Here is a 21,223-nt window from a genome sequence, read left to right as displayed (position 1 = left end):
CTGTCATTATATGAAAAAAGTTTATTTGGTAATATCATGAAATACCTCGCAGGATTGAATGAAATAACAGACAACAATATTACAATAAATCAGATTTTGTTTTGTTATGCGGTGAATTTGCTTAGATATACTTTCATATATTGCAATTTGTGAAAGCCCTTTATCTTCCAAGCGCTGACAAATTGTTTTTATTTCGATACGAACCAACTCGTCTGAATATTGTTTCTGGCGTGATAGGTTCTGCATGATTTGATTAATATAGAAAAAGTATTTTGTGACATAATTTTTTACGGTTTCTGCTAGAAGAAGATTTTCATCTTCATCAATCTTATTTGCAATAAACGTCGGCTCGTAATTTAACGAAGTTAAAGTACTTGGCTTTAAATAAACCAGACTTTCAACAACTCGTCTTATGCCTTTATCAATGTTTACATCAGATATTGTACTTCTTGCTTTTCTGGACTCAATCTGCAGTTCTTTTGCTGTTTCGAGTTCCTTGCGTTCGTGTGCTGTATGCTTCAAAATATACTGTTCAAAGCAATCATGACAAACGGCACAGATATTTGAGAAAGAAGGTACTTTCTTTTCATTGATGATAAGAACCTCATAATCGGGGGTGCTTCTTCCGTCATCAGCAAATTTTTGGAGATGGTGCGAACAGCCTGGCATAGAGCAGGTGCTGTTGCAATCATCTAACAGACCACTGCCATATTGTCCTTTCAGCTGATTTGACTTATAGTGTGCTTCTTGCTCACGTCGCGTATTTTCCAACGCCGGATCAATAAGTTCTTCGAGCCCACGCTTTAACAGATCGAATAACTTTTCACCAACATTATCTTTGGTTACGTCTTCAGCAAATGGTGTTATGTCCTTTGCTAAACCATCCAGCACAATATCTGATCGATTTGGATCATGTATTGATTCGATGAAATTATCTCGTGTTAGACGAGATAACATTTTTCCTGCCAATTTTTTGGTTGGCTTACTTGTATAGAATTTTCTGAGAGATCCATCCTTATAGCTTTCTTCTGAGGAAGGGTCTCTTTTTGTATACCATTCATCTTCAGGGATGTCGCAGAGCATCTGGATAAGATTACGCATGAAACTAGGAACTTCTGCATCTTTCATGAGATGAGGACGAATAGCGTGTATGACCTCTTTGAACAACATGGTAGGGCTCCTTGTTTTCCTATTTTTCCTACGGTTTCCTAAAATATCTAATTTGAGGGAGGGGCATTTTGTATAGTAGGGATGTAAGTTAACTTCATTTTACCATTTCTTTTGCTCCCTGAAAATATATTGAAGATTGCTAATATTAGGGAAACAAAAGAGAAACTGTCTCGACGTTCACTCCCGGACGCGGGTGTGCCCAGAGCCGAGAGACGGTCTGGAAAGTTAATCACGTCAGCCTACTGGGATGGTTGGCCATAGAAGCGAGGATGCATCTTATGGTCGATTTCGACAGGCTGCCTGCGTGGATTCTCGCTTCGCATTATGCGAAGGAGATCGCGCATGGCCAATCTACAGACAAACAAACAGAAGCAGTATTACATTCCTCTGGAGCTCACTCCAGAAACCGTCATCACCGAGGAGTACAAGGATTGTGAAGTCCGCTGGTCAAAAATCGGTTGCCGGAAGGTACGTACTATCCTGATTCCAGCAACCAAAGAACAGTACTATGAATTCATGCGTCCGCTCTGGCGGGAAGATAAACGCCAGCAGCGGCATGGTGCCGATGAGATATCGGCAGACAAGGCGCAGAATGACTACGAGCTGGAGGTGCCTGACGACTTCAACTTAGAGGAAGAAGTCGTGAAGGAAGAGTTGCTGGCAGCACTGCGCCATGAACTGGCAGCTCTGCAGGATATCGACCGGACCATTCTGCTGATGATTGCCGATGGTTCCAGCGAAGCGGCGACCGGGAAGGCCGTCGGCTTGAGCCAGAAAGCGGTGAACAAGCGCAAACATAAGCTCTATGCACTCCTAAAGGAACACCTCGAAGACTTCCGTTAAATGGGGAAAAATCCGGCTGCAAAAAAAAGTGGCCGGATTTTTTTTGAAATCGGTACTTAACGATAACGCGGTTGTCCTATTACTGGTGAAGGGCGAATGAAGAAGCTCTTCAGGAAGGAGGCAGACAGATGATTCACACACAGACACCTGAGAAACTGGCTCAGCAGCAAAAGATGAACCGGGAACTGGCGGCAGTGCTGATGGCCATCAGCACCACGACCCGCAGTATCGCCAGGAACATCCATCTCTTATCGATGCAAAGACATGTGAAAGGAGTCAATCCGTATGACAAACGATGAATTGCAGAAACTGGCAGCAGCCCTGACCGATTGCGGAAAGGCGCTGCTGAAGATTTCCGAAGCCATGGCGGTGAAAGAAGATAATCCGCCAGCTTCAGAAGCAAAATCTGAGAAGGCTGAAGAGCCGCTGACCCTGGAAGATGTCCGTATAGTTGCTGCCGACAAGGCTCGCAAGGGATTCACAGCAGAAGTCCGCAGCCTCATCCAGAAGTATGGGGCGGACAAGCTGTCCGGCATTGATGCGGCACAGTATGAAGCGTTCCTGAAGGAGCTAGAGGTGATCGGTCATGCCGGGTAAACACGCGGTGCTGTCCGCATCTTCCTGCTACCGATGGTTGGCCTGCCCGCCGTCCGCCCAGGAATGTGCCAATTTGCCGGATACCTCCAGTGAATTCGCCCGCCAGGGAACAGATGCCCATACGCTCTGCGAATTCAAGGTGAAGACAGCTCTGGGGCAGAAGATGGAAGACCCGACGAAATCCCTGACGTACTTTGATGAGGAGATGGCGGAATGCACTGATGAATATGCGCAGTTCGTTATGGAATGTCTGGCAGCGGCCAAAGCATCCTGCAAGGACCCGCTGATTATGATTGAACAGCAGCTGGACTTTTCCGAGTGGGTTCCTGGCGGGTTCGGAACAGGCGACTGCCTCATCGTGGCCGACGATACCCTGACGGTCATCGATTACAAGAACGGCCTGGGAGTCCTGGTGGATGCCGAGAAGAATCCGCAAATGATGTGCTATGCCCTCGGCGCACTGAACTTGTTCGATGGCATCTATGATATCCGCCAGGTGTCCATGACCATCTTCCAGCCCCGCCGGGACAACGTCAGTACCTGCACCATGAGCAAGGAAGCACTGCTCCACTGGGCCGAAACGGTGCTGAAGCCCGCGGCAGAACTGGCGGACAAAGGCGAAGGGGAGTACAAGGCTGGCGACCATTGCCGTTTCTGCAAGATCAAGGCGACATGTCGCAAGAGGGCTGAATATAACCTGGAACTGGCTCAGTATGATTTTGCCGTCCCGTCCACGCTTCAGGATGAAGAAATCGAAGCCGTCCTTTCTAAGGCCGATGAACTGGTGAACTGGGCCGGAGATGTCAAAGAATACGCTTTGCAGCAGGCCTTGTCCGGCAAGCAGTGGGACGGATGGAAACTGGTCGAAGGACGGTCGAACCGCCGCTACGTAAGTGAAGAAGCAGTCGCCGCCAAAGTGGAAGACGCGGGCTTCAATCCCTATGAAAAGAAGCTGCTCGGCATCACGGCGATGACGAAACAGCTCGGCAAGAAGCGGTTCGAAGAACTGCTGTCAGATTTAGTGGAAAAGCCGCAGGGCAAGCCGGTCCTGGTGCCGGAATCGGATAAGCGTCCGGCCATGCACACCGCGGCAGATGATTTCAATGATGAAAAATAAGGAGGAACTTGTTATGTCCAAGAATTATGTCAATCCGTGCAAAGTGATTACCGGAGTCAATACCAGATGGTCTTATGCCAACGTCTGGGAACCGAAGTCCATCAATGGCGGTACGCCGAAGTACAGCGTCAGCCTGATCATCCCTAAGTCGGATACGAAGACCGTAGAAAAAATCCGCGCTGCCATCAAGGCTGCCTATGAAGAAGGCGAAAGCAAGCTCAAGGGCAATGGCCGCGTCGTACCGGCTCTCGAAGCCATCAAGACACCGCTCCGTGACGGCGACCTGGAACGCCCGGGCGATGACGCTTATAAAGACAACTTCTTCGTCAATGCCAACTCGGCTACCAAGCCGGGCATCGTCGATGCCGACTGCCAGCATATCCTAGAACGCTCTGAAGTCTACTCCGGCGTCTATGGCCGTGCGTCCATCAACTTCTATGCCTTCAACAGCAACGGCAATAAAGGCATTGCCTGCGGACTGAACAATCTGCAGAAAATCCGTGATGGCGAACCCCTCGGTGGCAAACCCCGTGCAGAAGATGATTTTGCTACAGCTGACGATGATGATTTCCTGGCATAAGGAGGTTCGATTATGGAAACTATGATGAGACTGATTATGGACGGCCTGTACTGCCTGGTCGCACTGTGCGCCGGCGGATTCTTCGTGGCCATGATTTATACGGATATCAAAAAAGACCAGCGGGATGAAGAAATGGCCCGGCACCGGGAAGAACGGGAAGAAGAATATCACCGCAAGCAGATGGAATCCTTCCGGAAATAAGTAGTGGTAAATTGCGGCGGCGGGGCCTTGTGTCTCGCCGTTTTTTTGAGGTGAAGAGTATGAAAACCATCAGTATCGATATTGAAACCTTCAGCGATGTCAACCTGGCTAAATGCGGCGTGTACAAATACGCAGAATCGCCAGCCTTTGAAATCCTTCTCTTTGGGTATGCCGTGGACGGTGGTGAGGTACAGGTCGTTGACCTGGCGCAGGGAGAGAGCATCCCGAACGCTATCCTGGATGCCCTAACCGATGAAACCGTCATCAAGTGGGCGTTCAATGCCAGCTTCGAACGGGTATGCCTGTCGCGATACCTGCGTGATTTTGGGATGAGCCTGGACCCGTTCCATGACCATCATCCGCTTTCCCGGGACTGTGCCAGGTTCCTCAATCCGGCGGGATGGAAATGCTCCATGATCTGGTCGGCCTATATGGGCCTGCCTCTTTCTCTGGAAGGCGCAGGGGCCGTACTGAAGCTGGACAGCCAGAAGATGAAGGAAGGCAAAGACCTGATTCGGTATTTCTGCGTTCCCTGCAAGGAAACCAAAGTGAATGGCGGCAGGACAAGGAACCTTCCTCAGCATGCTCCGGATAAATGGATTCTGTTCATGTCCTACAACAAACGGGATGTGGAAGTGGAAATGGCCATTCAGGAGCGGCTGAAGAAGTATCCTGTCCCGGAACCGGTATGGGATGAATATCATCTCGACCAGGAAATCAATGACCGGGGCATCGCCATTGACCGGACACTGGCTGAAAATGCCATCGCCATCGATGCCCGCAGCCGGGACAGCCTGATGGCTGTACTGAAGGAAAAGACGGGCCTGGAGAATCCAAACTCTGTCATCCAGATGATCGGCTGGCTAGAACAGCATGGGATGAAGACGGAGTCCTTGGGCAAAAAGCAGGTACAGGAACTGCTGAAGACGGCAGAAGGACCGCTTCGCAGTGTACTGTTGCTTCGACAGAAACTGGCCAAATCTTCGGTCCGGAAATACCAGGCCATGGAGATGACGGCTTGTGAGGATGGTCGGGCTAGGGGCATGTTCCAGTTTTATGGAGCCAACCGGACCGGACGGTTTGCCGGCCGGCATATCCAGTTGCAGAATCTGCCCCAAAATCATCTGCCGGACCTATCGGAAGCCCGGGAACTGGTACGCCAGGGAAATTACGAAGCACTGGAACTCTTGTACGATTCCATCCCCGATGTCCTTTCCCAGCTGATCCGTACGGCCTTTGTACCCCGGCAGGGGCTGAAGTTTGTCGTGTCGGATTTTTCGGCCATTGAAGCCAGGGTGCTTTCATGGCTAGCAGGAGAAACCTGGCGCTCGGACGTCTTTGCCCGAAATGGCGATATCTATTGTGCTTCGGCCAGCTCCATGTTCGGCGTTCCCGTGGAAAAACATGGCGTCAATGGCCATCTCCGGCAGAAAGGGAAAATCGCAGAACTGGCCCTTGGCTATGGCGGCTCCGTTGGCGCACTGAAGGCCATGGGTGCCCTGGACATGGGACTGACGGAAAACGAGCTGTATCCTTTGGTTCAGTCCTGGCGGTCGGCCAATCCGCACATTGTCGATTTCTGGTGGCGGGTGGACGCCGCCGTGAAGACAGCCATCAAGGAACATATCCCCATGCGGGTCGGCTGCATCCGCTTCCTGCATCAGAGCGGTATGCTGTTCATCCAGCTCCCTGGCGGACGGCGGCTTTCCTACGTAAAACCCCGGATTGGCGAGAACCGCTTCGGCGGGGAATCCGTCACCTATGAAGGCATCGGCGCAACGAAGAAGTGGGAACGGCTAGAGAGCTACGGCCCGAAGTTCGTGGAAAATATCGTCCAGGGTATCAGCCGGGACATCCTCTGTTATGCCATGCAGACGTTGCGGTGCTGTGCCATCGTCGGCCATGTCCATGATGAACTGATCATCGAATGCAGCCGTGATGCCAGCGTCGATGCCATCTGCGAGCAGATGGGCCGGACACCGCCGTGGGCTGAAGGATTGTTGCTCCGGGCAGACGGATACGAATGTGATTTTTATCAGAAAGATTGAAACGGAGGTACTTAAAGCAGCGGATTCTGTCCTGTTACTGATAGAGGACGAGTTCCTCGGAAATTTTAACGAAAGGTGGAATCCGCTATGAAATTTTTAATTCCGGAAGATGAGCTTGGCGTGTTTGCTGATCAGGGAGGTGTGCCAAGGGTTGACAGCCTGTTTGTCGCTGATGTTTTTGATAAACAGCATTTCCATGTTCTGCGTGATATCGCAAAAATCACTCAATCCAAATCTGGATTGAGTGAAACATTCATTGCATCCAACTTTGAGTCCAGTACATATTGTGATGCCACAGGCAGAAAACTGCCGCGTTACCTGCTGACTCGTGATGGCTTCACGATGCTGGTCATGGGCTACACAGGCCCGAAGGCGATGCACTTCAAGGAACTCTACATCCGGCGTTTCAACGAGATGGAACAATGTGTCCGGTCGCTCCTATCTGCCCGGCAGGAATTCCCGATGCTGACGGATATGATCTGCCGCCTGCATGAAAACCCGAAGCCGTACCACTTCAGCAACGAATGCGACATGTTGAACCGCATCGTTCTCGGCATGTCTGCCAAGCAGTTCCGGCTGGCCAACGGCATCGAAAAAGGGCAGAGCATCCGCCCTTATCTGACCGCGCGGCAGATCCATGCTCTGGACCGGCTGCAGCACCTGGATTACGGCCTGCTGTATTCCTGCCCGAATTTCCAGCAGCGCAAACAGATGCTCATGACCTATTACAAGACGGAACTGGAGGGATGAAGCATGTTTTACGTCAAGGAACCGATTCATGATGCCATGGAAGTCACGGTTGAAATCAACGATGAGAATGTATTCTGCCGCTGCCCGGTTTGTGGCAGAGAAATCCTGGTGGATCTGGAGGAAGTCCTGGGCGATGGGAAGGGCGACCTGTTCGGGACAGCGGTCCTGTGTGAAGACTGTTCCCGGGAACTGATGGAGGTGCGCGATGGAGATGAACCCGAAGCGTAACGCCGAACATTATCCCGACCCCACAGCCTATCAGGCCATCCGGAATGCGGAACCTCCAAGGTTCCCGTTCCGGCCCGTGGTGTATGTCTGCTCGCCCTATGCCGGGAATGTGGATGCCAATACAGCCAGGGCGAGGAAATACTGCCGCTATGTGACAGACCAGGGAGGCATTCCGCTGGCCCCGCATCTGTACCTGCCCCAGTTCCTGGATGAAAAGACGGAGCGGGACCTAGCCCTTTTCATGGATATCGCCCTTCTGTCCAAGTGTGCGGAACTCTGGGTGTTCGGCGATGTCACCTCGGACGGGATGCAGAAAGAAATCGAGTATGCCAGACACAAAAGGAAGCCTGTCCGGTATATCAAGGAGGTTTAAGGATTATGGAATTTACCCTTTATACGGCTGCTCTTACGGGGGCAGAAGCCAATTGCCGTTATCCGGAACAGCGGAAAATCAGCTGTGCCAAAGACCTTGAAGCAGCGGCTGCGTTTGACCATGTCTGTGTGGCATTCAAAAATGATTACCGGAAACGGGAGAACTTTCTCTCATCGGATGTCCTGGTCATGGACTGCGATAATTCGCATACGGAAAATCCTGCTGAATGGATGACCATGGAGAAATTCCTGGCCATGATGCCGGATGTCCCGGTGGCCATCGTCCCGTCACGGAATCACATGAAGCCCAAAGACGGGAAGTGTGCCAGGCCGCGCTTCCATGTCTATTTCGAGATTCCCAGGATTACCGATGAACCGTGCTATACAGAGCTGAAGCGGGCTGTTTATCACGCATATCCTTTTTTCGATGAAGCGGCCCTGGATGCAGCCCGTTTCATCTACGGCTGCCCGGCTGAGAAGGTGCTGTGGCAGGATGGGAAAATGACAATCGACCAGGTGCTGAAGGCACGGGAAGCCGCATCACACAGCATTCCCCAGGGACAGCGCAATAATACCATGAGCCGCTTTGCCGGCCGGGTCATCAAACGCTACGGAGCGACCGAGCGGGCATACTCTATTTTCCTTGAGGAAGCCGAAAAATGCGACCCGCCGCTTTCTGATGCAGAACTCAATAAAATCTGGCAGAGCGCTGTGCGTTTTGGTGAACGCATTGCCAGACAGGAAGGGTACGTCAGTCCGGAACAGTACAATAACGATTTTGCCAGCCGGGGCAGCCTCAAGCCGGAAGACTACTCGGATATCGGCCAGGCCAAAGTGCTGAAACGGGAATATGGCGATGAGCTGCGGTATACGGAAAGTACCGATTTCCTCCGGTACAACGGCATCTATTGGGCTGAATCCCATCAGGAAGCTATCGGCGCGGTAGAAGAATTCCTGGAACTGCAGCTGGCAGATGCCAGGGACCAGATGGAAGCTGGCAGAAAAGCGCTGCAGGAAATGGGTGTTGCGGCAGAACTCATCGATAAGGGCGGCCGGATGCTGGAGAAAGTCATCGAAGGCAGTCAGCAGAAAGCCTTCCAGTCCTACCAGGCGACTTTGGCATATCATGCCTTTGTCATGAAGCGGCGGGACATGCGCTATATCATTTCGGCCCTGCAGGCCCTGAAGCCGATGCTGCTCATTCCCATCCAGGCCCTGGATGCGGATGAATTCCTGCTCAACACGCCTTCGTTTACGTATGACCTGCGGCAGGGGATGGCGGGCAGGCGGAATCACCGTCCGGAAGATTATATTACCAAATGTACCGCTGTCGATCCAGGAGAGAAAGGGGAAGCGGTCTGGCAGCAGGCCCTGGGCGAGTTTTTCACAGGCGACCAGGAGCTGATTGATTACGCCCAGGAAATCTGCGGACTCATGGCCATTGGCAAGGTGTATGTGGAAGCCCTGGTCATTGCCTATGGTGATGGACGGAATGGGAAATCTACGTACTGGAACTCCATCGCCCGGGTGCTGGGGAGTTATTGCGGCGGCATTTCTGCCGATGCCCTGACGGCGAACTGCAAGCGGAACATCAAGCCGGAAATGGCGGAACTCAAGGGCAAGCGCATGGTCATCGCGGCCGAGATGGAAGAAGGTGTCCGGCTTTCCACTTCCGTCCTGAAGCAGCTCTGCTCTACGGATGAAGTCGGCGCCGAAAAGAAATACAAGACGCCGTTTAACTTTGTACCGACCCATACGCTGGTCCTGTACACCAACCATCTGCCACGCGTCGGGGCCAGTGATGAAGGGACATGGCGCCGGCTTATCGTCATCCCCTTCAAGGCGCAGTTTGAAGGCCATGGCGAAATCAAGAATTATGCGGATTATCTGGTGGAGACAGCGGGACCTGCTATCCTGCGCTGGATCATCGAAGGGGCGGAGAAGGTCATTGCCAGCGAGTACCATCTGACCATGCCGAAATGTGTGCGGGATGCTATCCAGGAATACCGCGGGCAGAATGACTGGCTCCGCCATTTCCTGGAAGAATGCTGCGATGTGAATCCATCATGCCAGGAAAAGTCCGGGGCTCTTTATACGGCCTACCGCTTGTACTGCCAGCAGATGAATGAGTATACCCGCAGCACGACGGATTTCTATGGAGCCCTGGAGAAAGCCGGGTTCGACAGGCGCAAGCGGAAAGCAGGGTATTTCATTTACGGATTGAAACTGAAAGTCACAGATTTCTTGTGAGAAAAGGGAAGGGTGCAGGTCGGTGCAGGTCTATCCATAAACTCCCTTTAGGGCTGAAAAATAGAAAAAATGCCTTTAAGGAAAGTTTGCGGAACGACCTTCAACGACCTGCACCCCTGTAAAAAAGAGGTGATACCGATGCGGGAAAAAGAGATAGAACATCATCTGGTGATGGAAACCAGGAAGGCAGGCGGTATGGCAGTGAAGTTTGTTTCGCCATCGTTTTCAGGCATGCCGGACCGCTTGGTCCTATTGGGTGACGGGAAGATGGGCTTCGTGGAAGTGAAGGCGCCGGGGCAGAAGCCGAGGCCGCTGCAGCTGAAGCGGCATGCTATGCTGCGGAGACTGGGCTGCCAGGTTTTCGTTCTGGATGCCATGGAGGACATCCCCGCTGTCCTGAATGCCATCGCCCACACGCCCGATGGGAAAGGGGGCGGAGGTGCATGAAGTTCATGCCGCATGAATATCAGAAATACGCCATCGAATATATCAAGTCCCATCCCGTTACGGCCCTGTTCCTGGACATGGGCCTTGGCAAGACGGTGACGACGCTGACGGCCATCCGGGACTTGATGTATGACACCTTTGAAGTACAGCGGGTGCTGGTGGTCGCTCCGCTGCGGGTGGCGAGAGACACCTGGCCGGATGAAATCAAGAAGTGGGACCATTTGAAATGCCTTACCTGTTCCGTCGTGGTCGGCAGCGTGGCAGAACGGCGGCGGGCCTTGCAGCAGGATGCGGATATCTATATCGTGAACCGCGAGAACCTGGCCTGGCTCTATCAGAACAGCCGCCTTGATTTCGATATGGTCGTCCTGGACGAACTGTCGAGTTTCAAGAACTACCAGTCGAAGCGGTTCCGGGCCATGAAGGCCTTGCGCCTTAGAGTGAAACGCATCGTCGGCCTTACGGGAACGCCCAGCGGCAACGGACTGATGGACCTTTGGGCCGAGTTCCGTATCCTGGATATGGGAAAGCGGCTGGGGAGATATATCAGCCAGTACCGCAACCTGTACTTCCAGCCGGATAAGCGCAACGGCATGGTGGTGTATTCCTACAAACCCCTGCCGGGAGCGGAAGAAGCCATCTATCACCAGATTGCCGACATCACCGTGTCCATGAAGGCGACCGATTACTTGAAAATGCCGGAGCTGGTGAGCGTAGCGAAGGAAGTCCGGTTGAGCGGTAAGGAAAAGAAACGGTATGACGAACTGAAGAAGTCCCTGGTGCTGGAGCTTCCAGGCGGCGAAATCACAGCCGCCAATGCTGCGTCGCTTACCTTGAAGCTTTCACAGATGGCGAACGGCGCCATTTATACAGATGACAAGGATGTGGTGACCACCCATGACCGGAAGCTGGATGCCCTGGAAGACCTGGTGGAAAGCGCCAACGGGAAACCGGTCCTGGTGGCCTATTGGTTCAAGCACGATAAAGACCGCATCCAGCAGCGGATGGAAGCCCGGGAACTGAAGGAGCCGCAGGACTTCGCCGACTGGAACGCAGGAAAGATTCCCGTGGCGCTTATCCATCCAGCCTCTGCCGGACACGGCCTGAACCTGCAGCAGGGCGGTTCCATCCTGGTCTGGTTCGGCCTGACCTGGAGCCTGGAGCTGTACCAGCAGACCAACGCCCGGCTCTGGCGGCAGGGGCAGGCGGACAAGACGGTCATCATACAGCACATCGTAGCCAAGGACACGATTGATGAACGCATCCTGAAAGTCTTGGAACACAAAGACGGAACTCAGGCCGCACTGATCGAGGCGGTGAAAGCTGACCTGGGCATGACGGAAACGGAAAATGGGGGTATACTATGAAGCAGGACTTGGAAGGAGAAGAAAAGCGTATGAAAGCCAAAGCGTACCTGGAACAGGCACGGAACATCAACATACAGATAGACAGCAAGCTGGAGCAGGTATCCGCCTTGCGGCAGCTGGCCATCAAGGCGTCATCGACACTCAGCCCGGTGCCACCGAGCGGGACCCCCAACCCGCACCGTCTGGAAGAAACCATCGCTCGCATGATGGATATGGAACAGGAAGTGGATGAAGCCATCGATGGCTTGGTCGAACTCAAGGCAGACATCACGAAGGCCATCAGCCGGGTGCCGGATGCCCGGGAACGGGTTGTCCTGGAACTCCGCTACCTGGCCTTCAAAGACTGGGCATCCATTGCCGATGCCCTCGGACTTCATATCCGCCAGGTGTACCGCCTGCATGACGAAGCCCTGAAACACATCGAGATTCCTGGGGAATGTCACTGAATGTCACTAAAGCAGCACTTGATGTCACTGGCTTCTGTAAGATATACTATAATCAGCAAAAAAAGAATGAAGGACCGAGGCTTGAACGCCATCGGTCCTTTTTTGATGCCGGAGATGATACGAATGCCAAGAAGACCGCAGACACCGTGCAGATATCCGGGATGCCCAAAGCTGGTGCCGTATGGAAGAAAGTATTGTGATGAACATGAACGGCAGTGCCGGAGCGAACGGAAGAGTGCAGTGCTGCGTGGCTACGGGAGAGAATGGCAGAAAGCCAGGATGTTTTTCCTGAAACGTCATCCCTGGTGTGTTCGCTGCAAGGAAAAAGGACGGCTTGTCCCGGCAACCGTTGTGGATCATATCAAGCCGCACCGCGGCGACCCGGATTTGTTCTGGGATGAGAAGAACTGGCAGCCCCTTTGCAAGAGCTGCCATGACCATAAGACGATGACCGAAGACCGGGACATCGAGTACAGGTACTGAAAGACAAGCGGGGCGGGGGGGGGGATGCAAATCTCTGCAGCCCTTCCGTCCATGACCGCCGCCCCCTCAAATGGGAAAAACCGCGAAATTCATAAGGGGGGATATAAGGACGGTCTTTAACCGAATATCAGACAGCTCCAGGCTTCTGGCCCGGGGCTTTTTTATTGCCAGGAAGAAGGGAGCCTTCATGAATGACTGCCAGCGCAGGCAGATTGAAACCATGCGGAAACAGGGGATGGGATACAAGGCCATCGCCCGGGAAACGAAGCTGTCACGGGACAGCGTACGGAATTATTGCCGCTGGCATCATCTAAACGGATACGGAGCCGCCATCGCCGCGGCATCCAGAAAGGAAACAGTGTATGAAGACATCGGATATGGAATGGAAAGTCCTGCCCATCGGCCAGCTGAAGCCTGCGTCATATAACCCCAGGAAGCAGCTGAAGCCCGGCGACAAGGAATATGAAAAAATTAAGCATTCCATCCAGGAGTTCGGTTATGTAGAACCCGTCATTGCCAACTACGACATGACCGTCATCGGCGGGCATCAGCGCCTGACAGTGCTGAAAGAACTGGGCTATGAAGAAGTCCAGTGCGTGGTTGTCCATATCGAAGACGAACACAAGGTCAAGGCCCTCAATATCGCGCTCAATAAAATCACCGGCGCCTGGAACGAACAGCTCCTGGCCGACCTCATCGTGGATTTGCAGAGCGTTGATTTCAATGTAGACCTGACGGGTTTCGAAGCACCGGAAGTGGAGCAGCTCTTTTCCAAAGTCCACAATAAGAAGGTGAAAGAAGATGATTTCGATGTGGACGGAGAACTGGAACAGCCGGCTATGGCCAAGGCAGGGGATATCTGGCTCCTGGGGGAACACCGTGTCATCTGCGGCGATGCCACGCTGCCGGAAACCTACACACGGCTGATGGACGGCAAGAAAGCAAATCTGGTGCTGACGGATCCTCCGTACAATGTGGATGTGGAAGAAACGGCCGGGAAAATCAAGAACGACAATATGCCGGACGATAAATTTTATCAGTTCCTGTTCAGCGCTTTCGTCAACATGGAGCAGAACATGGAACGGGATGCATCCATCTATGTGTTCCACGCCGATACGCAGGGGCTGAACTTCCGCAAGGCCTTCAAGGACGCAGGCTTCTACCTGTCCGGCTGCTGCATCTGGAAAAAGAACGCCCTGGTCCTGGGCCGCAGTCCGTACCAGTGGCAGCACGAGCCGTGCCTGTTCGGCTGGAAGCTGAACGGGAAACACCAGTGGTATTCCGACCGCAAGCAGACAACCATCTGGGAATATGACCGTCCGAAAGCCAGTAAGGAACATCCGACCATGAAGCCCGTGGCGCTCATGGCCTATCCTATACAGAACTCGTCCATGAGCCACTGCATTGTCCTGGACCCGTTCCTCGGCTCCGGCTCCACGCTCATGGCCTGCCAACAGACAGACCGCATCTGTTATGGCATCGAGCTGGACGAGAAGTTCGTCGATGTCATCGTGAAGCGGTATATCAGCGAGTGCGGGAGTGAAGGCGTGTTTATACTGCGTGGGAATGAGAAAATTACTTATGATAAAGTGCAAGAATGACTTGCTATTATCGGCGTTCAGAGTGATATATGTACTAGCAAAACAAGGAGGTACATAGACCATGACAATCCAGACGAACCTGAACGACCGCAAGGAACTGGCCAGACGGCTGATTCCTTTCAACCATAACGAAAAGCTTCATTACACCGGGACGCCGGCCTTTGCCTACGAAGGGCAGGGCTTCCGCATCCTTCGCAGCGGCGATATCGAATGCGATGATGAAAAGACAGAAGCTGCCATCACGGCTTTCCTGCAGGAAGCCGGAATACTTCCGCAGCCGGAACCGGAAGAAGGAACAAAAACCGAAGTAACGCAAGAACCGACACAGCAGGATGAAACGCCAGAATCGGAAGCACTGCCGCAGACGGAGCCGGACAGGATGGAAATCAAGGTCCCCATTAATGGCATGGACGGTGCGCAGCTACGCAACCTGGTCTTCATGCTTCATGCCCAGCAGTACCTGCTGAACCGGGCCGCGGGGCACGAAAACATCCATGTGCCGGACAGGTTGGTGGAAGACCTGAAAGAAGAACCCGGTACAGACAGGACGTCCTTCTTTGCCATCTATCAGAACTACAGCAAGGAAGGACGGGGTTTCCTGATTGCCGCAGATACGGTGACATTCTGTTTCGCCGCGACCGGCAATGCTGTGAAGAACCGCGCCCTAATTGAACTGGCGGCTTTCATGGTCAGCGCGGCGAAAAAGGCGAAACGGGTCCAGCCCGCCACACGGAAGCCGGAAAACGAGAAATACTACCTGCGGATGTGGCTCCTGCGCATCGGCATGGGGAGCAAGGCCAGCCACGAATCGCGCATGGCCCTGCTGAAAGGCCTGAAGGGATGGAGTGCCTTCCGCACGGAAGAAGAAACCAAGGCTCATGCCAGAAAGCAGAAGGAACGCCGGCATCAGAACCCATAAATTTTCGATTTAATTCATAATAATTCTCAAAATGACTTGCTATTGTGTGCCTTTAGAGTGATATATAGTGTACCAAAAGAACACACGCACACATAGAAAGGACAGAGAGGATTATGAAAACACTGCACTTTGGCATCGAAATGGAAATGACAGGGATTACGAGAAGCCGGGCCGCCAGCCTCATGGCCCGCTTCTTCGGGACGGAAAGTCGGCATGAAGGCGGAGCCTACGATACCTACACCGCAAGGGATGAACAAGGACGGAAATGGAAAGCCATGAACGACTCCAGCCTGGTTCCACAGAAGAAGGTGAACGGAAACATTACAGATGCTTCCAGCTTCTACCGCACGGAAGTGGTCAGCCCCATTCTTTCCTACGAAGACATCCCGAAGCTGCAGGAATTGGTGCGGATGCTACGCAAGGCCGGGGCCTTTGCCAATAAATCCTGCGGCATCCACATCCACGTCGGGGCCGAACGCTTCACGGCAAAGACACTGCGGAACCTGGTGAACATTATGGCGAGCAAGGAAAACATGATTTACCGCGCCCTTCAGATCAACCCCTCGCGGGAAAGCCGGTACTGCCGGAAAACGAACACCACCTTCCTGAAGGACCTCAATCGGAAAAAGCCGGACACGCTGGACGGCATCGCCGACCTCTGGTATCAGGAAGCACCCTACGGACGGAACCATCATTACAACAGCACCCGCTACCACGGGCTGAACCTGCATGCCACCTTCACCAAAGGGACCGTCGAGTTCCGGCTTTTCAACGGGACGCTCCACGCCGGAGAAATCAAGGCATACATTCAGTTCTGCCTGGCCGTCGCTCATCAGGCCCTGGCCCAGAAGAAAGCCTCGGCCCGGAAGTCCGAGACGGACAATGAGAAATACGCTTTCCGGTGCTGGATGCTCCGGCTCGGACTCATCGGTGACGAGTTCAAGACCTGCCGGTTCCACTTCCTGAAACACCTCACGGGCAATTCCGCATGGCGCAATGCCGCCGCTTGAAGGGGATAGCCTTACGGGCAGCTTCGGCTGCCCTTGGGGTAGTAGAAGGGCAATCCCTTCAGAAAGGATGAGAGCGATGAAACAAAGTATCTACATTGCCTACGGCAGCAACATGAGTGAAGTACAGATGGCAAGACGGTGTCCTGACGCCGTTCTTTCAGGGACGGGCCGAATCCGGGGCTATGAACTCCTCTTCAAAGGTTCCCTGACAGGATGTTACGCCACGATCGAGAAGAAGGCGGATGCCTTCGTGCCGGTTGTTTTCTGGTGCATTTCTCCGGCGGATGAACGGCGGCTCGATGCCTATGAAGGTTTCCCGCGGTTCTACTACAAAAAAGAAGTGGATGTGGAAACAGATGATGGCATCCTCAGCGGTCTTGTGTACATCATGCACGAAGACCGGCGGTTCGGCATCCCGGAAGACTGGTACTACCAGAACATGGAGCGGGATTACCGCAAATTCGGTTTCGACCTGTCCGTCCTGCGGGCCGGGCTGCGGCACAGCCGGGAACGGATGGAAGGAACGCGGGTGCGGCTTATCTCCATGGATGACAGGCAGGCCCCGCCCAGGGGAACAGAAGGCACCGTCCAGTTCGTCGATGATGCCGGGACCATCCATGTACAGTGGGATACAGGCAGCAGTCTCGGGCTGATCCCCGGAGCTGATGAATGGGAAGTCATCGAATAAGATGCATAAATATCGGATAGGCAGTCAGCGTCGAACTATTCGAAGACAATGGCCACGCCATCGAATGGGTCATGAAGAATTAAAAAAGAGAACCAGAGGGGAACGCAGATGCGGTCCCCTCTGTCGTACAGCCCGCGAGGGCTTTTTTATTGGGAGGTGAGCGCCATTGGCTGTACGAGGAAGAAAACCGAAGCCGACGGCGCTCAAGGTGCTGGAAGGCAATCCCGGCCATCGTCCCCTCAATAAGAAGGAACCCATGCCAAAGGGACGGCTCCCTCGCTGCCCGGACTGGCTGGAATACGATGCCAAGAAAGAATGGAAGCGGCTGGGGAAAGTCCTCGCTGAGATGGGGATGCTGACCAATCTGGATATGATGGCCTTTGCCGGGTACTGCCAGGCATATGCCCGATGGAAAGGAGCGGAAGAGTTCATCACCCAGCATGGGGATATGGTGCGGACGCCGAACGGATACCTGCAGCAGGTACCGCAGGTATCCATTGCCCAGACGAACCTCAAGATCATGCTGAAATTCTGTGAGCAGTTTGGCCTGACCCCGTCAGCCCGGAGCCGCATGATTGGGGAAGAGAACGGGGCAGAAAAAGAAACGGATGAAATGGAACTGCTGTTAAGGGGGTGACAAGTTTGGCATTTGTATATAAGCCGTCAGCGTTCATGCTGCCAGATTCCCATTACGACAAGGACAAGGCCGACAGGGCGGTTGCCTTCATCGAGCATCTCTGTCATACCAAAGGCAAATGGGCCGGGCAGCCGTTCCTGCTCCTGCCGTGGCAGGAACAGATTGTGCGTGATCTCTTCGGCATCGTCAAGGAAAACGGGAAACGGCAGTTCCTGACGGCTTATATAGAGATTCCAAAGAAGAACGGGAAACAGCTCGCACTGGATACACCCATTCCCACGCCGGAAGGATGGAAAACCATGGCCGATTTAAAAGTCGGCGACAGGGTCTTTGACGAGCAGGGAAAGCCCTGCCATGTTGTCGCCAAAAGCCCGGTAGATGATACCGAACAAGCCTATGAACTGGTTTTCCGGGATGGAGGACGGATTGTGGCCGGTGAACGTCATCTGTGGGATGTGGAATATACTTATGGAAAGACGCGGGAAAAGCAATGGACAACCGGCGAGATTTACCGCCGCACGAAACAGTACAGGGAAAAATCCAAAGATAACCGCTCGCTTATCCGGATTCCCGTCAACCAGCTATTACACCTTCCGGAAAGGAACCTTCCGTTAGATCCTTATTTATATGGCTACTGGTTGGGAAACGGTTCTGCAACAAAACCGGAAATCACGGTGCGTGACAGTGATGTGGAAGACCTGATTCCGCTGATTCCGTACCCGCTGCATAACCGCTATCCACAGACCTGCGGCGGCAGCGAAATCCTGGTGTATAAGGCATTGAAATCTATCCTGGTGAAAAACTTCCGGGATAAGGTCATCCGGCCGGAATACCTCAGGGCTTCCGAAACGCAGCGATGGGCCTTGCTGCAGGGACTGATGGATTCCGATGGCTGCATCGGAACACGGAAAGGGCAGGGCGTATACGTCAGCACCATTCAAGAATTAGTAGAATCAGTGCAGGAACTGTTGTGGAGCCTTGGCATCAAGAACGCCATGACGTCATGCCCTTCGACCCGCTATGGGAAACCGACAGGCGAGACTTTGTATCAGATACGGTTCACCGCCTTTACGGATCAGCCGGTCAGCAAACTTCATAGAAAAAGCATCCGCAGACGGGAACGCGAAAAAAAGACGCGTTCCTGTTTTCATTATCTGAAAGAAATCAAGCCGCTGGATGATAAGGTTCCCATGCAGTGCATCCAGGTGGACAGCCCGAGCCATTGCTATCTGGCGGGGCGGACGATGGTGAAGACGCATAACAGCGAGCTGGCGGCGGCTATAGCTCTTTATCTTTTGTACGCCGATAACGAACCGAGTGCCGAAGTGTATGGTGCGGCCTGTGACCGCAACCAGGCATCCATCGTCTTTGATGTGGCACGGCAGATGGTCGAGATGAGTCCAGCCCTGATGCGCCGTTCCAAGATACGGTCGGCCGGGAAGCGGATCATCAACTACCGCAATGCCGGGTTCTATCAGGTATTGTCAGCGGAAACAGGAACCAAGCACGGACTCAATGTATCCGGCCTGGTCTTTGATGAAATCCATGCCCAGCCGAACCGGAAACTCTACGATGTCCTGACCAAAGGCTCTGGTGATGCAAGGGAGCAGCCGCTCTTTTTCATCATCACCACAGCGGGCAATGACAAGAACAGCATCTGTTACGAACTGCATACCAAGGCCCTGGACCTGATGGCGGGTCGGAAGAAGGATGCCACCTTTTACCCGGTGGTCTATGGGCTGGAACATGAGGAAGACTGGACGGATGAAGCGAACTGGTACAAGGCGAACCCGTCCCTGGGCCATACCATACAAATCGACCGCGTCCGGGAAGCGTATCGGAATGCCGTCGAAAATCCGGCGGAAGAGAATGTCTTCAAGCAGCTCCGGCTCAATATCTGGACTTCGGCCAGCATCCGCTGGATACCGGAACAGGTCTATGACAAGGGGAGCCTTCCCATTGACCGGGATTCCCTGCGGGGGCGGATGTGCTACGGCGGGCTGGACTTGTCCAGTACGTCGGATATCACGGCCCTGGTTCTGGCTTTCCCGCCACGGAGCGATGACGAGAAATACATCCTGCTTCCTTTCTTCTGGCTGCCGGAAGACACGCTGGAACTGCGGTGCCACCGGGACCATGTCCTATACGACGTCTGGCAGAAGCAGGGCTTCATCCAGACAACGAAAGGGAACGTCATCCATTATGGTTTCATCGAGAAGTTCATCGAACGTTTAGGAGAAACCTATAACATCCGGGAAATCGCTTACGACAGGTGGAACGCCACCCAGATGGTGCAGAACCTGGAAGACATGGGCTTTACCATGGTGCCTTTCGGCCAGGGATTCAAGGATATGTCGCCACCGTCGAAGGAGCTGTTCAAGCTCTTGATGGAAGGGAACATCCTCCATGGCGGCAATCCCGTCCTCAAATGGATGGCCGGCAACGTCGTCATGCGGCAGGATCCGGCGGGGAACATCAAGCCGGACAAAGAAAAATCCGTCGAAAAAATCGACGGAATTGTGGCGTCTATCATGGCACTGGACCGCTGCATCCGCAACGGAATAGGCAGCGGCAGTGTCTATGACGAACGGGGTGTTATTGCTTTTTGATTTTTATTACCAGGTGATTTGGCAGATGTTCATTCTGAACACCCAATCGAAAAGATACGCCATTTCCCTTAAAAGTGGAGAGATGCCTTCCTTTTTCAGGTCTACATAGCCTGTCAGGTATTTTCGTACAGATACCTTAATGTCGTCGTCCAATCTTAGGTCATGAAGTGGGTTATTGCAGTAGAACATTCCCTTTATGCCATGTATTCCCATTGTTTTCAATGTTCTCTTCATCAGTACCTTTATACCGAAGCTGCCGATAGTATCAAATACGAGGCAACCGTGGGGAAAGGCACCCTTTAGCCTCAGAATAAGTTGATGTACCTCTTTTTCTCTGAGATACATAAACACTCCGGCTGCAAACAGGAAAACTCCTTGAACTACATCAATGTATTGAGTCCAAGTATCATCATTTAAATCAGCCGCGATATTGATTTCTCGGCCAATAGGGGGAAGAAGCGAATTTCGTATGGAAATAATGTCTTTCCTGTCGATATTGTATAGATTCATTCTTCCGTTATCTCCTAAGCGAGGGGTCTGATCTAATCCGCATCCCATATTCACAACAGCCGCATCTGGATGGGAAGATAGATAGTCTTGCATCTCATAAAGAATAGCTTTGCTTCGAAGAATACCTTCTAAGGCACCAAACTTCCAAACAAAAGAACCTTTCTTTTTATCAAGCGTAGAAAAATCGTAATTCAGATGTCTGATTACGTCATCCGCATAAGGGTCTAGGAGAATGTGAGGGAAGAGTTCATTGCCAAGTTTCCTGGCATAGAGGGGAATGATTAATGTTTCTTGCACCGTATTTTTTTCAATAGTTATTCTGCCCATGAGTGCTCATTTCCTTTCTGAGA

24 protein-coding genes are annotated in these 21,223 nt (G+C 52.8%); 22 read left to right on the top strand and 2 right to left on the bottom strand.

What is annotated here, in order from left to right; genetic code table 11:
* Positions 1-21: 21 nt before the first annotated feature.
* A complete protein-coding gene (locus H503_RS0106950) occupies positions 22-1,170 on the bottom strand; it encodes an ABC-three component system protein (RefSeq protein WP_026385632.1) in 1,149 nt (382 codons plus the stop codon).
* Positions 1,171-1,512: 342 nt separating this feature from the next.
* Here H503_RS0106950 and H503_RS0106945 point away from each other — a divergent pair, with 342 nt between their 5' ends.
* From H503_RS0106945 to H503_RS0106845, 22 genes are all read left to right on the top strand, one after another.
* Positions 1,513-2,013: a hypothetical protein gene (locus H503_RS0106945; protein WP_026385631.1), complete on the top strand. Its 501-nt coding sequence runs from the start codon at positions 1,513-1,515 to the stop codon at positions 2,011-2,013.
* Between the two features lie 128 nt (positions 2,014-2,141).
* Positions 2,142-2,312, top strand: coding sequence for a hypothetical protein (locus H503_RS12515; protein ID WP_169013056.1), 171 nt, complete (start codon positions 2,142-2,144; stop codon positions 2,310-2,312).
* Complete coding sequence (locus H503_RS0106935) at positions 2,299-2,610, top strand: hypothetical protein (protein WP_026385630.1); 312 nt, start codon at positions 2,299-2,301, stop codon at positions 2,608-2,610. The genes H503_RS12515 and H503_RS0106935 overlap by 14 nt, the downstream gene beginning before the upstream one ends.
* Entirely contained in the window at positions 2,600-3,727 is a 1,128-nt protein-coding gene (locus tag H503_RS0106930; protein WP_035196128.1) for a DUF2800 domain-containing protein, read from the top strand. The genes H503_RS0106935 and H503_RS0106930 overlap by 11 nt, the downstream gene beginning before the upstream one ends.
* Positions 3,728-3,740: 13 nt before the next feature.
* Entirely contained in the window at positions 3,741-4,307 is a 567-nt protein-coding gene (locus H503_RS0106925) for a DUF2815 family protein (protein WP_026385628.1), read from the top strand.
* Between the two features lie 12 nt (positions 4,308-4,319).
* Positions 4,320-4,508: a hypothetical protein gene (locus H503_RS0106920; protein ID WP_026385627.1), complete on the top strand. Its 189-nt coding sequence runs from the start codon at positions 4,320-4,322 to the stop codon at positions 4,506-4,508.
* 59 nt (positions 4,509-4,567) lie between these two features.
* On the top strand, positions 4,568-6,556 hold the full coding sequence (locus H503_RS0106915; RefSeq protein ID WP_026385626.1) for a DNA polymerase: 1,989 nt from the start codon (positions 4,568-4,570) through the stop codon (positions 6,554-6,556).
* An 87-nt stretch (positions 6,557-6,643) separates the two neighbouring features.
* Positions 6,644-7,306 (top strand): Rha family transcriptional regulator, encoded by a 663-nt coding sequence (locus tag H503_RS0106910; RefSeq protein WP_026385625.1) that lies wholly within the window; start codon positions 6,644-6,646, stop codon positions 7,304-7,306.
* A gap of 3 nt (positions 7,307-7,309) precedes the next feature.
* The gene (locus H503_RS0106905; protein WP_026385624.1) at positions 7,310-7,534 is read left to right on the top strand and encodes a hypothetical protein; all 225 of its coding nucleotides are present in this window, start codon (positions 7,310-7,312) and stop codon (positions 7,532-7,534) included.
* Entirely contained in the window at positions 7,512-7,907 is a 396-nt protein-coding gene (locus H503_RS0106900) for a DUF7768 domain-containing protein (RefSeq protein ID WP_026385623.1), read from the top strand. The genes H503_RS0106905 and H503_RS0106900 overlap by 23 nt, the downstream gene beginning before the upstream one ends.
* A gap of 5 nt (positions 7,908-7,912) precedes the next feature.
* Positions 7,913-10,156, top strand: coding sequence for a phage/plasmid primase, P4 family (locus H503_RS0106895; protein ID WP_026385622.1), 2,244 nt, complete (start codon positions 7,913-7,915; stop codon positions 10,154-10,156).
* 138 nt (positions 10,157-10,294) lie between these two features.
* Positions 10,295-10,603 carry a VRR-NUC domain-containing protein gene (locus tag H503_RS0106890; protein ID WP_026385621.1) on the top strand — a complete coding sequence of 103 codons (309 nt, stop codon included), beginning with the start codon at positions 10,295-10,297 and terminating at the stop codon, positions 10,601-10,603.
* A complete protein-coding gene (locus H503_RS0106885) occupies positions 10,600-11,970 on the top strand; it encodes a DEAD/DEAH box helicase (protein WP_026385620.1) in 1,371 nt (456 codons plus the stop codon). The genes H503_RS0106890 and H503_RS0106885 overlap by 4 nt, the downstream gene beginning before the upstream one ends.
* The gene (locus tag H503_RS0106880) at positions 11,967-12,416 is read left to right on the top strand and encodes an ArpU family phage packaging/lysis transcriptional regulator (protein ID WP_026385619.1); all 450 of its coding nucleotides are present in this window, start codon (positions 11,967-11,969) and stop codon (positions 12,414-12,416) included. The genes H503_RS0106885 and H503_RS0106880 overlap by 4 nt, the downstream gene beginning before the upstream one ends.
* A 123-nt stretch (positions 12,417-12,539) precedes the next feature.
* On the top strand, positions 12,540-12,899 hold the full coding sequence (locus H503_RS0106875) for an HNH endonuclease (protein WP_026385618.1): 360 nt from the start codon (positions 12,540-12,542) through the stop codon (positions 12,897-12,899).
* Positions 12,900-13,086: 187 nt separating this feature from the next.
* Positions 13,087-13,326, top strand: coding sequence for a hypothetical protein (locus H503_RS12455; RefSeq protein WP_155877845.1), 240 nt, complete (start codon positions 13,087-13,089; stop codon positions 13,324-13,326).
* On the top strand, positions 13,262-14,500 hold the full coding sequence (locus H503_RS0106870; RefSeq protein WP_211219251.1) for a site-specific DNA-methyltransferase: 1,239 nt from the start codon (positions 13,262-13,264) through the stop codon (positions 14,498-14,500). The genes H503_RS12455 and H503_RS0106870 overlap by 65 nt, the downstream gene beginning before the upstream one ends.
* 61 nt (positions 14,501-14,561) lie before the next feature.
* Positions 14,562-15,419 carry a hypothetical protein gene (locus tag H503_RS0106865; protein WP_026385616.1) on the top strand — a complete coding sequence of 286 codons (858 nt, stop codon included), beginning with the start codon at positions 14,562-14,564 and terminating at the stop codon, positions 15,417-15,419.
* 113 nt (positions 15,420-15,532) lie between these two features.
* A complete protein-coding gene (locus H503_RS0106860) occupies positions 15,533-16,429 on the top strand; it encodes an amidoligase family protein (RefSeq protein WP_026385615.1) in 897 nt (298 codons plus the stop codon).
* 76 nt (positions 16,430-16,505) lie between these two features.
* Complete coding sequence (locus H503_RS0106855; RefSeq protein WP_026385614.1) at positions 16,506-17,117, top strand: DUF4314 domain-containing protein; 612 nt, start codon at positions 16,506-16,508, stop codon at positions 17,115-17,117.
* A gap of 166 nt (positions 17,118-17,283) precedes the next feature.
* Entirely contained in the window at positions 17,284-17,754 is a 471-nt protein-coding gene (locus tag H503_RS0106850) for a phage terminase small subunit P27 family (RefSeq protein WP_026385613.1), read from the top strand.
* A gap of 35 nt (positions 17,755-17,789) precedes the next feature.
* Positions 17,790-20,363, top strand: coding sequence for a terminase TerL endonuclease subunit (locus H503_RS0106845; RefSeq protein WP_026385612.1), 2,574 nt, complete (start codon positions 17,790-17,792; stop codon positions 20,361-20,363).
* Between the two features lie 6 nt (positions 20,364-20,369).
* On the opposite strand, the gene H503_RS0106840 is transcribed toward H503_RS0106845, so the two are convergent.
* Entirely contained in the window at positions 20,370-21,200 is an 831-nt protein-coding gene (locus tag H503_RS0106840) for a class I SAM-dependent methyltransferase (RefSeq protein ID WP_026385611.1), read from the bottom strand.
* Between the last annotated feature and the right edge of the window lie 23 nt (positions 21,201-21,223).

The sequence above is a fragment of the Acidaminococcus intestini DSM 21505 genome, from assembly GCF_000425045.1.
Classification (GTDB): domain Bacteria; phylum Bacillota; class Negativicutes; order Acidaminococcales; family Acidaminococcaceae; genus Acidaminococcus; species Acidaminococcus intestini.
Note: the sequence above shows the minus strand (reverse complement) of the source record. Positions and strands in the feature narration are given on the sequence as shown.

What these genes read in the sequence shown, in the direction of transcription:
- H503_RS0106950 (WP_026385632.1), bottom strand. Translation starts at nt 1,170, where the DNA reads ATGTTGTTCAAAGAGGTCATACACGCTATTCGTCCTCATCTCATGAAA.
- H503_RS0106945 (WP_026385631.1), top strand. Translation starts at nt 1,513, where the DNA reads ATGGCCAATCTACAGACAAACAAACAGAAGCAGTATTACATTCCTCTG.
- H503_RS12515 (WP_169013056.1), top strand. Translation starts at nt 2,142, where the DNA reads ATGATTCACACACAGACACCTGAGAAACTGGCTCAGCAGCAAAAGATG.
- H503_RS0106935 (WP_026385630.1), top strand. Translation starts at nt 2,299, where the DNA reads ATGACAAACGATGAATTGCAGAAACTGGCAGCAGCCCTGACCGATTGC.
- H503_RS0106930 (WP_035196128.1), top strand. Translation starts at nt 2,600, where the DNA reads ATGCCGGGTAAACACGCGGTGCTGTCCGCATCTTCCTGCTACCGATGG.
- H503_RS0106925 (WP_026385628.1), top strand. Translation starts at nt 3,741, where the DNA reads ATGTCCAAGAATTATGTCAATCCGTGCAAAGTGATTACCGGAGTCAAT.
- H503_RS0106920 (WP_026385627.1), top strand. Translation starts at nt 4,320, where the DNA reads ATGGAAACTATGATGAGACTGATTATGGACGGCCTGTACTGCCTGGTC.
- H503_RS0106915 (WP_026385626.1), top strand. Translation starts at nt 4,568, where the DNA reads ATGAAAACCATCAGTATCGATATTGAAACCTTCAGCGATGTCAACCTG.
- H503_RS0106910 (WP_026385625.1), top strand. Translation starts at nt 6,644, where the DNA reads ATGAAATTTTTAATTCCGGAAGATGAGCTTGGCGTGTTTGCTGATCAG.
- H503_RS0106905 (WP_026385624.1), top strand. Translation starts at nt 7,310, where the DNA reads ATGTTTTACGTCAAGGAACCGATTCATGATGCCATGGAAGTCACGGTT.
- H503_RS0106900 (WP_026385623.1), top strand. Translation starts at nt 7,512, where the DNA reads ATGGAGATGAACCCGAAGCGTAACGCCGAACATTATCCCGACCCCACA.
- H503_RS0106895 (WP_026385622.1), top strand. Translation starts at nt 7,913, where the DNA reads ATGGAATTTACCCTTTATACGGCTGCTCTTACGGGGGCAGAAGCCAAT.
- H503_RS0106890 (WP_026385621.1), top strand. Translation starts at nt 10,295, where the DNA reads ATGCGGGAAAAAGAGATAGAACATCATCTGGTGATGGAAACCAGGAAG.
- H503_RS0106885 (WP_026385620.1), top strand. Translation starts at nt 10,600, where the DNA reads ATGAAGTTCATGCCGCATGAATATCAGAAATACGCCATCGAATATATC.
- H503_RS0106880 (WP_026385619.1), top strand. Translation starts at nt 11,967, where the DNA reads ATGAAGCAGGACTTGGAAGGAGAAGAAAAGCGTATGAAAGCCAAAGCG.
- H503_RS0106875 (WP_026385618.1), top strand. Translation starts at nt 12,540, where the DNA reads ATGCCAAGAAGACCGCAGACACCGTGCAGATATCCGGGATGCCCAAAG.
- H503_RS12455 (WP_155877845.1), top strand. Translation starts at nt 13,087, where the DNA reads ATGAATGACTGCCAGCGCAGGCAGATTGAAACCATGCGGAAACAGGGG.
- H503_RS0106870 (WP_211219251.1), top strand. Translation starts at nt 13,262, where the DNA reads ATGAAGACATCGGATATGGAATGGAAAGTCCTGCCCATCGGCCAGCTG.
- H503_RS0106865 (WP_026385616.1), top strand. Translation starts at nt 14,562, where the DNA reads ATGACAATCCAGACGAACCTGAACGACCGCAAGGAACTGGCCAGACGG.
- H503_RS0106860 (WP_026385615.1), top strand. Translation starts at nt 15,533, where the DNA reads ATGAAAACACTGCACTTTGGCATCGAAATGGAAATGACAGGGATTACG.
- H503_RS0106855 (WP_026385614.1), top strand. Translation starts at nt 16,506, where the DNA reads ATGAAACAAAGTATCTACATTGCCTACGGCAGCAACATGAGTGAAGTA.
- H503_RS0106845 (WP_026385612.1), top strand. Translation starts at nt 17,790, where the DNA reads ATGCTGCCAGATTCCCATTACGACAAGGACAAGGCCGACAGGGCGGTT.
- H503_RS0106840 (WP_026385611.1), bottom strand. Translation starts at nt 21,200, where the DNA reads ATGGGCAGAATAACTATTGAAAAAAATACGGTGCAAGAAACATTAATC.